The sequence below is a fragment of the Thalassotalea agariperforans genome (assembly GCF_053470345.1).
In genome coordinates this window covers 200,801-217,333 of sequence record NZ_JBQMWH010000006.1, presented here as the reverse complement: position 1 = coordinate 217,333, position 16,533 = coordinate 200,801, and the positions used below count along the sequence as shown (strand labels likewise).

The following is a 16,533-nucleotide window of genomic DNA, read 5'->3' as shown; positions in this document are numbered from 1 at the left end:
TCGTTATTAAATATTTTTTACTCACAAAACATGGCTTAAAACCTAAGTGCGCGGATAGGTCTAATCGATACTGGCCCAAGCAAACCTGACGGTTGTAATGGCGTTTGGGCTAACAATTTAGTGGTAAAGGTTACGTCGGTATTAAAGCTTTTAACCGCTTGATTGTCGGGGAACTGTTCAGGGTATTTTAAATCGCCGACCATACGGTTTAACCAAGTGGTTGCTACTTCTACGGTTAATGTATTGTTGCCAAGTTTTGCAGCGTCGGTGATATCAAGCGTTAAAGGCCGGCTCCATAGCTCACCTAAATCTTTGCCATTAAGCGTTACTCGCGCAATCACGCCAACTTCACCTAAATCGAGCTGTAAGGTTTGATCATCAAGTAACATGTTTTCATCAAGACTAAATGTGGTTTGATAACTTATTTTGCCCGAATAATGTTGTAAGGCTTTGTTTGTTAACGAGGTTAACGACGTGAGCTGGTTTAAGGTGAGAGTGTTTGGCACATCGCGATTTTGTTCGAACGTTAACTGCCAAGGTTTGTTAAGTATTAGTGGCGTTGGGATATCATCAACCTTTAATGTACGTTTAACATTGTCTGTTGTTGTGACTTGATAAACACCATTTTTGCTAACCTCAATCGTTGTCGTGCCATCTTGGTTAAACATCGATGGTAAAAACATGTTTTGTTGTTCTTTGTTAATACTTTTGATGCTGACTTTACGACTGGTTTGTTTTGCTATCGTTGATTTTTCAAATACAAAAAAGCCCGATTCTAACCCTTGTAAAGTCATCGGTGTTTGGATACGGGTGTTATTACCGGTTAATTCAAAATCGGTTAATTCAAACTGGGCAATATCAACAATGTCACCAGTCACTGCATTCCAACGTTGTGGCTGCATGTGTGATGACGACGCGGCATTGCCAGTTGCATGGTTAATTCTAAAGCTTGGATTTATTTCTAGGCTTTGCTCTGATTGGTTGGCGATAAAATAAATATCATGAGTATCGCTGCTGCGATGACTCCAAATAACATCTTCTGGCAAGCCCGTTAAGTCTGCTGGCGTGTTGATGGCAGATAAGACACTGCTTAGATCTGCGCTGTTACTAGCACCGTCACTTGCATTGTTGCTCGCGTTGAGATTGGCAGTGTAAAAAACCTGTCCTTGGCCATAACTGGCTTGGGTAACAGTTTCACCATCAATGTTTTGCCACAATGAATCTGCAATTTGTTGGACGGTTTGATCGGCAATTGGGTAGTTTTCTAAACTCGGAGAATGTAGTGGTTTAGGTCCATAAATCGTTCCGCCTTGTTTAACCAGTTGCTGAATTTTAGTTAACACCGCTGGGCGCATGGTGGTTAAGTTAGGTAACACCAATAATTTAAAACGCATGCCATCTGGCAAATGAAAATAACCATTTTTAACGGTTAACCGCTCTAAAATCACTTCGGCGTTTATGAAGTCGTAGGAATAACCATTTGGCACTTCCGGGTTAATTTCGCCAGTCATTTTCGGCGCATCTTCGCCAATAAAATACATAATGTCAGCAACATACTTACCTTGTTGCATCATGTAATTAGCACGTTTTATATAATCAAGCCAACTGCCCATAAAGTCGAACCACGTATTATTGCGGTTAAACTCCGAGCCAAACCAAGCATTTACACCGGGAAAACGGTCATCGTAAGCTTGGTGGATATAAACGTGTAATAAGGTGTGATTAATGCCTTCAACAAATGACCAGTCGCCACGCTTTTTGAAATTCCATGGATGATTTTTAAAACTGGTATCACGGCCCGAGGTAAAAGACTCTGACATCACGGTTTTTTGGCCGTAAATATGGGCCGCAGAGGAAGCGGCTTTGAGTTCTATCGCGCCTAAATTACCACTTGCCCAAAATTCACCACTGACGATGTCAGCTTGGCCACCGTATTGTAAAAACTCAGCGGGAAACCCCCAGTGGCCATAGTTTTCTAACCACAGTTTTAACCCGTGCTGGTGGGCTCTTTCTCTAAGACCTGCGGTATATTCGTAGGCAACACCATCGGCAACTAGTCGGCGAACATCCCATAAAAAACGCTCACTTTGGGCAACACTGTTAACAGCGCGGCCACTGTAAACTGGTAAAAAGGGAACAGGGTCGTAACCGTAACGTTGCTCAAATTTTTCAGCAAAACCATCACTCCAGTTTTGTGCGCCTTTTTCGTAACTATCGACGACAGCATATTTTAATGCGGTACGATCTTCTGCTGGCATGCTTTCAATAAATTTACCTATGTAGGCATCAAAATGAAATTGAGCAATTTCTTTACTGAGTTTGTCTATTTCTGGACCGCGAGCGGATCCACTTGATGGGCCGTTTTGTGTGCCAGTAGGGCGCATAAAATAACGCACAATTGTCCAATCGCCCGCAGGTGCTTGCCATGTTAAGTGTCCATCTTTGACATGTTTGGTGATATCTATTACTTCATCAGCGGCAACTAATAGTTGTGGGTCGCTAACATCAGTGGACATTGGCCATTGATAAGTATCAAATTTAGGCATTGGGTTAGGGAAAACTTTGGCTAGTTTTTTCTCGGCATAACGTTCTAGTTTGTAAGCTTTTGATAATACGATGTCTTTAAAGCCAACCGGATCCGTTGGCTTATCGCTACGCCAACGATGAAATCCATTGAACGTTAAACGAAAATGTTTGGCATCAACCGCTGGAAAAGTGACGGTAATCGGCGCGTCATGATCTGGACCAATAGCTGCCATATCACGTGGTCGTTGCATTTCGAAGGTTTTAATTTCTTCAAATACACCGGCCTTATTTTTAGCAGACAGGGTTACAGTTGTTTTTAACGTATTGTAAGGATAAATCTCTAAGCTACGGGCTTGAAATGTTGTTGGATGCACTAAGTCAATTTGTAGCTGACCTTTGCTTTGTGATCCTTGACGTTGATGGTTAAGTACTTCTTGTGGCAGCGCGTAAACTGTGCTTTGGTCGCCGTCAAACAGCGCGTCTACCGCTTGGTTTTTTAGCAAAGTATTTGTGATCGGATTACTAATACTAATTTCGCTATTGCTTGCTGTTAGTTTCTCTTTTTCATAAATTGGCGTTTTAAAGGCTAATAAGCGTACGTCTTGATAAAAATCGCCACCTTTACTTTCAGGCTGACCCAATACCATATTGATTTTTTTGGGGCCAACAACCTGATGTTCACTTGAGTCTAAATATCGCATCGATTTATCAAGTGTCACCCAAGGGCCGCCCGACTGACTCCAACCGGGTGAGTTAAATAAACCTATGTCGATGTTGTATTCTGCGGCTTTTTTAATGGCAAAACGTACATGATCCCACCAAGGAGCCGTTAAGGCTTTGACTTCGCCTTGCTCGTCTTTAAGATGAATAATACCGATGAGCGCAGTATTAATGCCGGCTTTTTGCATCGCCGCTAAGTCTTTTTCAATCCCCGTTTTTGAAATGTGATCACTAACCCAATACCAATAAACCCAGGGTTTTACTTGCTCAGGCGGCGTTTTGAAATTAGCTTTTAATACCTCTGCAGGCGCTTGATAAAATTGTTCGGAAGATAAGCTTAATGCTTGTCTGCCTTGTTCTTCAAGTTGCTCAGCGCCAGAATGAGTTGTTGAAATTTCTTCATCACCTGTGCAAGCAGACAATATTAAAAAGCTAAAAGCGCAAATGGAAAAACGACCATACTTTGAAAAAGCTCGCTTTGGTTGTTTCTTATCTTTAGGCGTTAAGATTTCGTTAAGTTTTTTTATCATCTTGAATAGATCTCTATTACTCATCATGCCGATGTTTATATCCCATCTACACTGTTATTATTAATTTGCTGAATACTCACAGGGCCAATGAGTCCTGAAAGATCAAGTTGTGTTTCATGTTCTTTTGGTGGATTGGTCGTCCAGGTTTTTTTATGTGATGCTTTTCGTTTGGCATCAAATATCAGTTGATTTCGCCAAGTATTCGTGACTAACACCTTGAGTTGATTTTCTCCATCAGTTACATGTTTTGTAATATCAAAGGTATAAGGGGGGGCCCAGCGAGTCCCGACCTGTTGGTGGTTTAACCACACTTCGGCAATATCGGCCACTTGACCGAGATCTAATTGCATCAACTGTGATTTATCTTTCACGGTAAATGAAGTGTTATAGGTGATCGTGCCTGAGTAATGTTGAATAGCAGGCTCTGCGTGTTCATTTAAGGCTATCAAATTTGTTAACGTTAGCTGTGATGGCGTTTCCCAGCCGGCTTCAAAATCTAATAGCCAAGGTTTGATTAGAGGTTTGGTTTCTGTCTCAATAAATTGCTCATCTATGTCGCCGTTATGTGAGAGCCATTGATACATGCCTGTTTGTTTTGGCAGTAACTGACCATTTATAAATGATAGTGGTGGTGTATCAGTATCGTGAATTTTAAACCAGTGTGCTTGGCTACTTAATAAGGTGCTTGTGCCTTTTTTTAGCGCAATATGGCCTTGCTGTTGTGATTTTGTAACGCTGGTTGCATCTTCACGTTTTTTGTTAATCACAATAAATTGACTACCATGAGGATCGAGGCTAATAGCGACATTCATGTGAGCATCGTCTTGCTGCCAAATTGGCGCAATATGGATGTTGCCCGTATCTACATTCCAAATTTCTGGTGGCGCACCTGTTGTTCTTAATCGGATGGAAGCATCAATAGGTTTATCAAGCTGATTCGTTATGTAATAAACGTCAGTGTCGCCAATACTGCGATGTAACCAACGTAAATCAAGCTCTTTGGCAAACGAAACATCCGGCTGAATTGCTTCAGCGTGTAATACTTGTTGTATTGTGTGTCCCCAATAAACTTTACCTTTACCTACTTTTCTCATGCCGGTACTGGTATCGCCCCATAACTGGTTTGCTATTTGGGTGAGCTTGCTTAAATCTTGGGCATCATCCATCAAACTCGGCGATGTTTGTGGTTTGTTACCTAAAATAACTGCGCCTTGTTCTACTAAGCTTTTAATTTTTTGCGCGGTGGATAACAACATGCGCTGAGAGTCACGCAGCATAATGATTTTATACTTACCTGCATCTTCAACATACAATTGGCCGTTAGCGATGTGCACTTTTTCTTGCAATAGCTCTTCATTCAAATAATCAAACTTATAACCCTGTGGAAATGGATGGGTATCAAACGGGTGACGATCTAAATCATCACCTAAATACCAAAGTACGTCGGCGACAAATTCACCTTGTTGCAATAAATATTGACTGCGCGCTAAAGACTTGATCCATGTAGGTGTATGACGCCACCATGTTTGCGTGCGTAAAAAGGGGAAGCCAATATTGCCACCAAAGCTAGATCCGGGCACGACATCAACTTGTGGGGTATGAGAAAAAGTATGAAATACTAAATGGTTAACACCTTTGGTAAAATTTTCATTGATCAGGTATTTGATATCTTTAGGGGACTCATTCCATTTCACCCCTAATTGCGTTGCAGCTTCAGCAGCTAAAAAAGGTTTGTTATATAAATGATAAGCCGATGCAGCGGCATAGATAGGTTTGGCTTCTTTTTGATTTTGCGGCGCTTTCGGGTACCAGAATTCGGTCATCGGGAAATCACTTACGCCGTAATAGCGTAAGGGATCTCCTGGTAATGTTTCGCCGGTTGCCCCCTCGGTGTAAACTTTAGCCCCCATATCGTGAGCGACCGTTCTAAAATGGTCAAAGAAATTATCGACATACAAATCAGCCATGGTTTGACGAAGATCTCTTAAAAACTTATTGGTGTCATCGACTGAACTGACGATATAGCCTAATGTGGCAGGTAAATATGGCATCATGTCGTAACCACGCCGCTGTTTAAATGCTTGGGGTAAATCATCTTTGTGCATGGTCCATGTAGGCACGCCGCTTTCCCAGCTGTCGATTAACATGCCATGTAGTTTATGACCATCTAGTGGGCCACCATCGCGCATTAAATTCCCCATCATGCCATGACGTAAATGGTTTTCTATTGCAATTTTATCGAGCTTGCTGGTTTCCCAACCGGTTGCTTCTGGCTCGGCAGGGCGGTTGGTTTTTAACATATTAACGTGACCAAAGCGGATCACTGTCCAGTCACCTTTTGGTGCTTGCCAGTTTAGTTGACCTTGGTTATTAACATATGAGGTTAAATCTATAACATCATTGGGATTTATCGTATCGTCAGTAGAAACAAATTGCTTGATGTCGCTTTGTAAACCGCGCGAGCTTTTTGAGGCTTTAGCTTCATGGTTATGTAAACGCACGTGACCATTTAAACGGACATAAGACAAAAATAAGGGATCATCAGTAAAGGTTAATTTAAAAGTTTTAGCTTTTGTTTCAGGTAAATTAAACGTCACGGGGTAATCATTATCGTACCAGTGACTTGTCGGAACCTTGAGTGAAGCAAGGGTTTGCCACTTCTCATTATCTTGTTGAGCTTCAACTAAAATGCCGATATTTACCTTGGGCAAAAGGCGATTAGTCAAAATAGTACGAATAGGGGGTAATTCTAAACTTCTTAGGATAGTTTTTTCTGCAAATGTGACGGCTACCCACGTAGGTTTACCATCTACATATTGAATATTCTTCTGTTGATAAGTTCTATAAGGCTCCTGTGAATGAATTTTTTTAGGGTCGTACATCACCTGTTTTGCTTCTTCAAATACGGTATCCCACGGCACTATCGAATTATTAGTTTGATAACTCATGGGTGAAATTTGAGGAATTGGCTTAACCGAACGCTCATTTTTAGGCGTTTTAAAAGCAATGGTTTTAATATCTTGGTAGTTACGATCTGAGGTTAAATACTCAGCTTTAAGCGCTAACGCTTTTTGAACAAATTGCCCGCCTTTTAATTGAAATACATGTTCAATTAGCTCACGTTGTGATTCTTCTACGGGTACCCAAGGCCCGCCAGCCATCGACCAACCAGGGCAGTTTTGTAGGGTTAAATTTAATCCTAACCGCTCTGTTTCATCTGCAATATGGCCAATCATCTCTTCCCATTTTGGGGTTAAAATTGGCACTTGTTCGACATTCGGGTATGGCTGAGATCGGGTATTAAATAACTGTATGCCTTGTAATCCAGCTTTTTTAATTGCGGCTAAATCTGCGGTTAAACCTAGTTTACTAATATTTTTGCCATTGAGGTGAAACCAAGTTTCAGGGTAATAATGTTTCTCGGGATTCTTAAAATTTGTTTTTAATGTGCTAAAAGGTAAAGGTGAATTTTGAGTTTGGGCTAGCGGTTTAATTTGTTTAATCGTGTTCGTATTGGTATTGCTTCTGGCGTTTGTATCGTTATTATCAACTGAGTGACAGCCAATCAAAAAGTGCATCATTATTATAAAAATAATGGTGTTTGTGATACGACGCTTGAATATTGTGATTAAAGTTGAATTATTTATCACGCTATTATCATTAAACATATTGTTTCCTAGCTTACTCTTCAATTCTTTGTATAGGAGGTGTCACAATCCTAAAAATCAGGTTATGACACCGATATACATGTGTGTGCTCAAACGATGGCTATTGATCCGCTTGAATGATCCAATCACCAGGAGCCAGTTCAAACTTCAAGTATTTATCGTCTTCTCCTATATAGCGAATACCTGGATATTGATCTGTATTGTCGGTTGGCCATAACAAGCCAGCTTTGAATACCTGCTTGTCATTGATACTTATCGTGTTGACTTTGAAGTAGGCCTTTGGAATACCAACAGTTGCTGTGCTGCCTTTAGGTGACGTTAGTGTCATCTTGATACTGTTATTATTTCGGCTTATTGCAAAATCAATATCACCTTGCACGCTAGGAACTAATTGTTTGATGTGTTTCATGTGCGCCATATTTGGCATGATTTGATAGCTTTGCCATGCAACAGATGTTGGCTCTATACCGGCAATATATTGGCTTAACACAGTTGCTGGCGCATTCCATGCGTGGTTTTCGGTGCCGCCACCTGTCATGTATTCGGTTAAGGTTGAGCGTTCTTTGTTATCTACTTGCTTGCCATAACGTTGTTTCATTCGTGCTAACGCATCGTCATAACGGCCGGCAATCGCCATGGCGTTGTAGATCATCCATTCAAAATGCGGACTGGCAAATTGATTTGGGATCAATACGTTATCGACAATTTGTTGATACTGAGATGGCTCGGCTAAGCCAAATAAAATGGCGATGGCATTGGCGCGATCATCTTTGAGCTTGTTAGGGTTACTACTGTAAAAACCATCTTGCCAAAAGTGCTGGTGGAAGGCTTGTTTAAGCTCTGTTATACGTTGATCGTAAAACGCTATATGAGTATTGTCGTTTAACGCTTTTGCCATTTTACGAGCAGATACTAAAGCGCTGTAGTACAAAGCGTTTTGGATCACATCGTAATCAATTGTGTCTTGTGGGCCCCAATCAGTCCATTTCCAAGCGCCACTTCTAAAGACGATCAAGCCATTGTCTTGTTTGTCCCAAATCGATAAATATCTGTGTACGTAAGGATAGGCATAGGCGAGGGTTTCTAAATCACCGGTATTGTAATAATAATGCCAAACGCCTTGCTCGATAAACTGCAGACTTTGTGCCGGTAATTCACGGAAACGGCCAGGGCCTAAACCAGCAAATACACCCGATTCCGAATCACTAAAGGCCATAGTGACTTTAATCGCTTTTTTCAGAAGATCTCGGCCGGGTTTATCCATGGTATAAAATAAATAACTGGCTTGGTCGGCAACATCACCAATCCACAAACCACGTTCACGGTCGGGGGTGTCCATAAAGTTATCACGGGCACAAATATATAGGGTGTTTTCAGACATTTGCCAGATACGTGAATACCATGCATCGTCACTTTCAAAATGACCAACAGGCTTGCCAACACCTGTCCAACGATATTTTAAACCGTGCACTGTCACGCCTTTAGGAATGGTATATTCGATGATGCGGCCATTTAACCAAGAATAAGATTCAAACTGCTGGCGACCAGCTTTAGTGGTATAAAAGGTCTCAATTGTGTTTAATCGCATATTCGATTTGATGTGAATGTTTAACCCCGCAGGCGCGTCAATATCAAAATAAGGCGTGAAGTTTTTATTAAAATCTAACTTACATTTAATTTTTTTACCGTCACTGACAAACGGGAATTTAGACGCAGGGAAGTTAGTGCAATTGACTAAACCGAAGTTATTTAACGGCGGGATTTCACTCGGGAATAATTCGAAAAACGGTGCGCGAGGAGGGCTTTTTGCACTGTTTGCCGCTTTCCAGCTTGAATCGTCATAACCGGGTAAATACCAAGCATCGTTACCCCAATCACCCATATCGTCGCGGGCATCATAATTAACACTCCATGCAGCAACTCGGCGATGTTTTTCTTTCGCTACCGGTTGATAAGCTAAATGTTGTTTAGCTTTCCATGATGTGTCAGAAATAATGAGCTGTTCACCCACCTTGGCCTGAAATATAAAACCTCCTATTCTGGCTGAAATATGGGTGCCTTTGTCGCCATTAGCACCGTAATACCAAGCTAAGGCTGCAATGGTATTTTTACCTTTTTTTAAGTGTTTTTTGATATCAACTTGGTCGTAATATTTATTAGACGCAATGGGAAAACTATCCACACGAGGCGAGGGTTTTACTGGTGATGGGCCGCCGGTATAACTACCTTCAAACACCACCATTTCACCATTGATCCATAACCAATATTTAGTATCGGCGCTGATATAAGCGGTTATTGCTTCATCAGTTGCTATCTTGTCAAAATCAGTGATATCGACTTCTTTACGCAGTGCTACCCAAGTATTTGGGTTGCCAATTTTTTGTTTGGTCCAAATCCATTCCGCATCCCATTTTACAGCGGCAGATTGTAAAGAAAAGAAAGTTAATAAGCTGGCTATGAACCAGAGGAATGTTTTTCGTTTAGTCATTTGGTGTCCTAATTCTCATTTTACATAGCAATGATTAGCTGTGATGTAAAAATGTTTTAATGTATATAAGACTTAGTCACCAATATGAGAGATTGATACCCTTTTTTTATTTTTAATAAATATTAATTATCGCTATGACTTCGAGTCAAAGCCTAAAGCTATTGTTTTATTGTGGTATGAGTTGTAGCGGTAATCCCGTTAATTTATCAAGTTTAAGAGTAGAATGCATAGGTAAGGATAATTTGATTGCTTTGGGAAATGGGGCAGCACTTGGCGGTAAACTAAAGTAGTTTTGTCCTTTCTGGGTATTTTTGAAATGCTGATTTATTGACATTGAAGGTAAAGCAAAATCGTAAAATGCAACTTCATCAATAATGCCTGAAAAAGCCTCCAGCGCCCAGCGAGACTCTGCTGGATTATTCCCAATCGAAGCCTGTCCTGGGCCACCACTTAAAATTTTTGACCCTGGTGGATATTGGTAACTTGCAAGTCGTTCACCATTTATATAAATAGCTTTTAAACCTGTGTTTACATTGTAATTTGCCACAACATGATGAAAATCACCTTGTTTTAATTGCGCTAATGTTGGTCGTCCTTTTAGTCCATCAAGTGGCAGTTTTAATTCATGGTAGCCTTGGCCAACAATGTAAAGGCCAAAACTTAAACTTTCATTAAATTGACCTTCCGGTCGCAGGTAGTTTTTACCTTGATCATGCTGAAAGCTGAGTAGCATACGGAGTTCACCATCGCCTCTATCTTTACGAAAGATAGCATCTATTTCTTTAAACTTGCCAGAATACTCAGGGCGGATCAGCGCCTCAATGGTGACGCCATCTGTTACCGAAAAAGATCCGGTTGCCGGTGCTGTACCGCCACCAGAGCCAACGTCTATTCGTGCATTGGCGCTATTATCAAAAGTAAATGCCCCTTGTCCTATTAGTCCCTTGGTTCGAGATGTTCCTGTTGAGGGAATACCTGTTGCTCCACCCGCTGAATCAATCGCGCGATCACTTTGGCTATCAAAACTCCAAAAATGTTTTGGTTGCCAACGGCTGGGTATTAACAAGGTATTGTCGCCACTATATATGATGGGGCTTTCGTACGTTTGAGTTAAGTCGAGGGAAAGCTCTCCGCCATTTGTATGTAGGGTAAAATTGGGGCCATGTAGAATAATATTGTTATTTGATAATGGCTCAATGCTCAATTTTCCTTGAGTTAATCGTATTTCATTATGATTAAAAAACTTAATATGGGTATTGGCGGTTAAGAACAACTTATCACCATCGGCAAGTATTAAACTGGCGTCTTGTTCAACTTGGTATTCGCCCGAAAATAGCTGCGAGTTAGCTATTCTACCCTGGCCAATAATTGAAATTTTTCCTTGCTCTATTTCTGCAATAACCGGCAAAGTATTTTTATTAAATAATTGCCAAATGAATAATAGTACTAATGCTAAAGAGGTAAGTATTATCCAAAATTTTAACAGCCCATTAGCTGTTTTTGGTGGTTGTGCATGACTTTGATCCGGTAAGGTTTTTAATGGTGTAACTGTTTTTTGTTGTAGCTTGTTTGTGTCTTTAGTTATGTCGTTAATGATATCTGTGCTATCTTTTCGTTTAATTACAAACTCTTCTGTGATGGCAGTTTCAGTTTTGCGTTTGTAAGAAAATTCCAAATTACGATCAGCACTAGAAAGTAATTGGGCGTGCATACTCATGTAATCATAAAAAAATTGTTGTGCTTCAAGGTTGCCTTTGAGTAACTTTGACAATTGTTTTTGTTGTTCTGGCGTTGCTGTTTTAGTGCCTATTGCGTCAGCTATTTCTCGGATAGCGGCATACTTTTCACTTCTGTTCATTTCTCATCTCCGCTAATTTTTTGCTCAACACAATCGAATAATTTTTTTCTTAATTTGTGAATAGCTTTGCGAATAGCATAGATAGATCGGCCAGATTGATCTGCAATCTCTTGCGCCATTAAGTTATGATTATAAAAATACTGATATATCTCCTGCATTGGTGGAGAGAGTAAACTATAACAATGTTCTAAATAACGCCACCTTGTTTCCTGAGGTGTCGTATTATCTTCTAGCACAGAAAGGTTATTACTAAATTCTTGTAATAAGTCATCTTCTAATCCCAACTGATATTTATTTTGTTTGCGTTTGTAGGCTCTAATGCGATTAAAGGCAATGCAAGTTGCCCATTTTGAAAAGTCACTTCCGGGTTCAAATTTAGTAAACTCATTCCATAAAGTTAAACTGGTTTCTTGGAAAATATCGTCGGCAGCACTGTTATCCCAAACTGAAGCATATATATAGCGATAAAGTCGATTTTTATCGGCTTCAAATAATTGTTCAAATTCTTCAATATTAACTAGAGTTGAAGGTTTCTTTTCAGCTAACGAATGATTTATAGTTGTTTGATTAAAAGACACACTAAGGCCTTTTACACATTGTTAGCACAATTTTTCGACATAATAGTGAAAGAGTACATTGTTTAAACATGCTAGGTATATTAGCTTAATAGTGACTTTGCAAACAAGTCCTATCAAATTTAGTCATATTGTGATTTTTATGTTCACTTGAATTCAGTTAAATCTCTTTAATAGTTAATTTATATCCGTCGGTTGGGATTTCCGCTGGCTAAATAAGTCACCAAGCTATAGTGTTAAAATACGCATTAACTTGTGCGATACAATATTGTATAGTCTCGGCTGTTGTTAGTTCAGATTATCTAAAATTTTTAAGGCAATATTGTGTCTGCAAATAAAGCGTCTCAGTATCAATCGCTATTAACTCAAGGCACGTCAAATACATTGCTTGCTGAGCAATTTCTGCTGCTATTTGAAAAAGATAAAAATCGATTGTATTCGTATATTCACGCATTTGTTGCTGAGTCGGCAGCTGCTGATGATATTTTTCAAGAGACTTGTTTAACACTTTGGAAAAGTTTTGAGAAATTTGAGCAAGGCACTAATTTTTCAAAATGGGCCAATAGTATTGCTTTTCGTCGGGTACTCGCTTTTCGTCGTCAAAATAAAAAGTATACTTTGGGTTTGAATGACGATTTTCTTACAGAGTTTAGTGAATACTTGACAGAATGTGATGTATTAACTGCCCAACAAGAGCAAAAGTTGAATTATTTAGATCATTGTCGTGCTTTATTGTCTGCGCCATTACAACAGGTTTATTTAAACTTTTATGTTCATAATCAAACGGCACAAGAGGTGGCAAAATCTTCTGGTCGTTCAATTCATGCTATTCGAAAAGCAGTACATAAATTACGGCAACAGATATTTGATTGTATTGATGAAAAAGAGCAAGAGGACTCATTGTGAAGCGAAGTGAACAATTTTCTGATATTAGAGAAATTGCTGATGACGTTTGCTCTAACTCGGTAACGGAATCTCAACTCCAAGAATTAGAACAAAAATTAAAGAATAATCCTGAAGCTAAGCGTTTTTATTTTGATTATCTTAGAGTACATAATGGCCTTAATGCTTCGGCTGATCGAAATATGGAAATTGTTTACCGCCGTATGACAGAAGAAGTTGTCATACGTCCTCAAACTGATGTTGGCATTGACGATGTAAATCAAGCCAGTCATGTTGCCGACAGCTCAAAACAAAGTTTATCTCATAATAAATGGTTTGCCATTATCACTACGTTTGCATTGTTAGCGGGGATTTTGTTTTGGCTATTTTACAACCAAATTAAGCCAAGCTTTCATGCCAAAATATTGCATGGGCAGATTGCTTTGATAGGGCAAGGAAATTTTGACAATAATGCCGTATATACGGGGAAATATAACATCATAATAGACACGACTTTAGAGCTAGATAACGGTGATGTTTTTGAATTATCGGCGGGCTCAAAAGTAAAATTTTTCACCAATACAGAAATAAAACTGCAAGCAGGAAAGCTCAGCATTATTGCTAAGTCAGACAACAATATTACCGTACATGGCCATAATTATTTGTTGCGATCTAACGGTGAAGCTTTGTCATTAGATCTAACCAACAAGCAACCCATAGTGACTAGCGCTAACCATACTACCTTGAACGTAGAGCGCTGGCGTCCAAAACATTATTGGTCATTTGATGACGAAACAGATCGCGTTATTAACACTGCGGGCAGTGCGCATGGTGTGCCAACCGCTGCGGCAAAAAGAGTAACGGGTTTATTAGGTGAAGGAGCGTTTTATTTTGATAACGGTGCTAATGCTAGAATTGCGGTAGGAACTGGTGGTGGTACCGCACCGGCAACGGGTTCATTTTCGGTGACAGACGGTATTACTCTTGAAGTGTTAACTAAACCTAATTACAGCGGTTTAAAAAGCGATCAAGATCATATTTTTAGTAAAGGTTACCAAGAGGGTGACTTAAGAATAATGTTGGCTTTTCAGCATACAGACAAAAATGAATACACAATGCCGCAAGTAGAAGCGAATGAGAGTTTAAGTTTTGGTTTGTACTTAGTCGGGCAAGGTTATCATGAATTGAAATTACCACTCGATGGTAAAAATGGCCGTCCGACCTTGGCACAGCTTAATGATGGTAGCGTTTATCATATTGTGGCTAGCTATGATGTAAAAAGTGGCTTAAAAGCGATATATATCAACGGTACTATGTTGGCTTATTATCACTATCCTCGTGGTACCAAAGTATTAACCGGTGGTCCTGCTGAAGCAATGATAGGTAATAATCCAGATAAAAAACGTTGGGATGAATTTGCTTTTTCCGGCACGATTGATGAATTAGCTTTTTATGATTTTTCATTGCCGGCTTTAATGGTTGAAAATCATTTTCAGCAGGTACAGCAAGGGGTAAATTATTTTGGCTTAAAACCGAATGCAGAGCCGTTACCAAAACATGTGAAAATATTTTTACCGCCTATGTCAACGTTATCGCTTGAACCCGTAACCGGTTTACCCGCGCAAATACTAGATTAATAGCGTCCGTTCAACTGATGATAGTTTTTCAAGCTTAAATATTTTTGCGTTGAAATAAAAACGCCACAATAACAACTTGAGCAACTTGTATTGTGGCGTTTTACGTTAAAGCTATTGCTAACGCTGTTATACGGAATGGTATTGTATTTTAATGATGATGCTTTTCTACTAATACGTCAGCAATCAATTGCTGGTTAATAACAGGATCATATTCAGGGTTAAGCTCAGTTGGTATATCAGCACCGGTTTGCTGTTGCCATGCTTGCAGTTTAGCTTTTAATTCTGCAACCTTGTTTGGCTTTTGTTTTGCAAGATTGTGTTGCTCAGAAATATCATTAGCTAAATTGTATAATTCAAATTCATTGTTTTCAAAGTATTGGATAAGCTTCCAATCACCACTTCGAATTGAGCTACCCGGGCGAGTTCTAAATAAGGGATCTTGACCTTGGTCTGTCGGTGCGTGATGTGCTTGTAAATATACAGGAAAATGCCAAAACAGATCACGGTTGGCAATTTTTTCTTTTCCTAATAAATGAGCGCTTAAATCAACACCGTCTAATACTTGATTGGGTAGTTCTGCTTTTGCCAAGTTTACTAAAGTAGGGTAGAAATCAGCATTAACAACTGGTGTATGGTCAAGGCCAGCTTTGATTTTTTCTGGCCAACGCACAATTAATGGTACACGTAAACCGCCGTCATAATACGAACCTTTACCGCCACGAAGTGGTGTTGGGAAAGAAGACATACGGTAACCACCATTGTCAGAGGTAAAAATAACTAAGGTGTTATCGGCTAAATTTTCTGATGCTAACATCGCTAAAATTCGGCCAACATTATCATCCATATGCTCAACCATTGCTGCATAAGTTGCTTGTTTCTTATCTTTTATGCCTTTGGCGTGGTATTTATTCACTTTATCAAGAACGGCCTGGTAAGGGGTGTGAACTGTGTAATAAGGTACATAAGCAAAAAATGGTTTGTCTTTGGTTGACTTAACCCAGTCGATAACCTCATTTGTTAAACGTTCAGTTAAATATTCCCCTTCTGGACCATCTTTGATATTTGGTAACTTATACGGGCTAAAATAATGAAAAGTCATGCCTTGGTGGCTACCAGCAACATTAACATCAAAACCTTGTTGATCAGGATCAGCTCCTAAATGCCATTTGCCAAAATTGCCTGTAGCATAACCCGCTGTTTTAAGCGATTCAGCTATGGTGATAACCTCTGTGCTAATGCCGCGTTTATTTTTAATAGGAATAAGTTTACGCGCTTTAGCATTACCGCGTGCAGATGGTGATACGGTATAAACGCCGTGACGAGGACCATATTGACCAGACATTAATACCGCACGACTTGGGGCACAGTTAGCTGCGCCAGCGTATGCTTGATCAAAAACTAAGCCTTCTTGTGCTAAGGCATCAACATTTGGCGTTTCAAAGTGATCTGTAGTTTGATTATAGCCAACATCAGACCAACCTAAATCGTCTATGACAATCATAATGATATTAGGTTTGCTAGCATCTTCCATTGGCGCTAAGTTTGTTTGTGTTGGCTTGTTGCCACAGGCGGTCATTAGTATGACAGTGGAGATCAACGATAAAGCTTTTAATTTCATTTAATGAGCTCTCTTATTATTTATTTTAACG

At 39.8% G+C, this 16,533-nt stretch carries 8 protein-coding genes; 2 read left to right on the top strand and 6 right to left on the bottom strand.

Features of this window, described 5'->3' with window-relative positions:
- Positions 1-35 precede the first annotated feature (35 nt).
- The 5 genes from ACSLUO_RS10600 to ACSLUO_RS10580 all read right to left on the bottom strand — a co-directional run bounded on the left by ACSLUO_RS10600 (position 36) and on the right by ACSLUO_RS10580 (position 12,368).
- Entirely contained in the window at positions 36-3,776 is a 3,741-nt protein-coding gene (locus ACSLUO_RS10600) for a glycosyl hydrolase (protein WP_448248505.1), read from the bottom strand.
- A gap of 35 nt (positions 3,777-3,811) precedes the next feature.
- A complete protein-coding gene (locus ACSLUO_RS10595; protein WP_448248504.1) occupies positions 3,812-7,444 on the bottom strand; it encodes a glycosyl hydrolase in 3,633 nt (1,210 codons plus the stop codon).
- 100 nt (positions 7,445-7,544) lie between these two features.
- Positions 7,545-9,932: an alpha-L-rhamnosidase-related protein gene (locus ACSLUO_RS10590; protein ID WP_448248503.1), complete on the bottom strand. Its 2,388-nt coding sequence runs from the start codon at positions 9,930-9,932 to the stop codon at positions 7,545-7,547.
- Positions 9,933-10,098: 166 nt separating this feature from the next.
- On the bottom strand, positions 10,099-11,790 hold the full coding sequence (locus tag ACSLUO_RS10585) for a LamG-like jellyroll fold domain-containing protein (RefSeq protein WP_448248502.1): 1,692 nt from the start codon (positions 11,788-11,790) through the stop codon (positions 10,099-10,101).
- On the bottom strand, positions 11,787-12,368 hold the full coding sequence (locus tag ACSLUO_RS10580) for a sigma-70 family RNA polymerase sigma factor (RefSeq protein ID WP_448248501.1): 582 nt from the start codon (positions 12,366-12,368) through the stop codon (positions 11,787-11,789). The genes ACSLUO_RS10585 and ACSLUO_RS10580 overlap by 4 nt, the downstream gene beginning before the upstream one ends.
- Positions 12,369-12,689: 321 nt before the next feature.
- Here ACSLUO_RS10580 and ACSLUO_RS10575 point away from each other — a divergent pair, with 321 nt between their 5' ends.
- Together ACSLUO_RS10575 and ACSLUO_RS10570 are read left to right on the top strand one after the other, a co-directional pair.
- On the top strand, positions 12,690-13,271 hold the full coding sequence (locus tag ACSLUO_RS10575; RefSeq protein WP_448248500.1) for a sigma-70 family RNA polymerase sigma factor: 582 nt from the start codon (positions 12,690-12,692) through the stop codon (positions 13,269-13,271).
- Positions 13,268-14,884 carry a LamG-like jellyroll fold domain-containing protein gene (locus tag ACSLUO_RS10570; protein WP_448248499.1) on the top strand — a complete coding sequence of 539 codons (1,617 nt, stop codon included), beginning with the start codon at positions 13,268-13,270 and terminating at the stop codon, positions 14,882-14,884. Before ACSLUO_RS10575 ends, ACSLUO_RS10570 begins: the two co-directional genes overlap by 4 nt.
- Positions 14,885-15,032: 148 nt before the next feature.
- Here ACSLUO_RS10570 and ACSLUO_RS10565 read toward each other — a convergent pair whose 3' ends face one another.
- Positions 15,033-16,502 carry a sulfatase gene (locus tag ACSLUO_RS10565; protein WP_448248498.1) on the bottom strand — a complete coding sequence of 490 codons (1,470 nt, stop codon included), beginning with the start codon at positions 16,500-16,502 and terminating at the stop codon, positions 15,033-15,035.
- Positions 16,503-16,533 lie beyond the last annotated feature (31 nt).

What these genes read in the sequence shown, in the direction of transcription:
- ACSLUO_RS10600 (WP_448248505.1), bottom strand. Translation starts at nt 3,776, where the DNA reads ATGATAAAAAAACTTAACGAAATCTTAACGCCTAAAGATAAGAAACAA.
- ACSLUO_RS10595 (WP_448248504.1), bottom strand. Translation starts at nt 7,444, where the DNA reads ATGTTTAATGATAATAGCGTGATAAATAATTCAACTTTAATCACAATA.
- ACSLUO_RS10590 (WP_448248503.1), bottom strand. Translation starts at nt 9,932, where the DNA reads ATGACTAAACGAAAAACATTCCTCTGGTTCATAGCCAGCTTATTAACT.
- ACSLUO_RS10585 (WP_448248502.1), bottom strand. Translation starts at nt 11,790, where the DNA reads ATGAACAGAAGTGAAAAGTATGCCGCTATCCGAGAAATAGCTGACGCA.
- ACSLUO_RS10565 (WP_448248498.1), bottom strand. Translation starts at nt 16,502, where the DNA reads ATGAAATTAAAAGCTTTATCGTTGATCTCCACTGTCATACTAATGACC.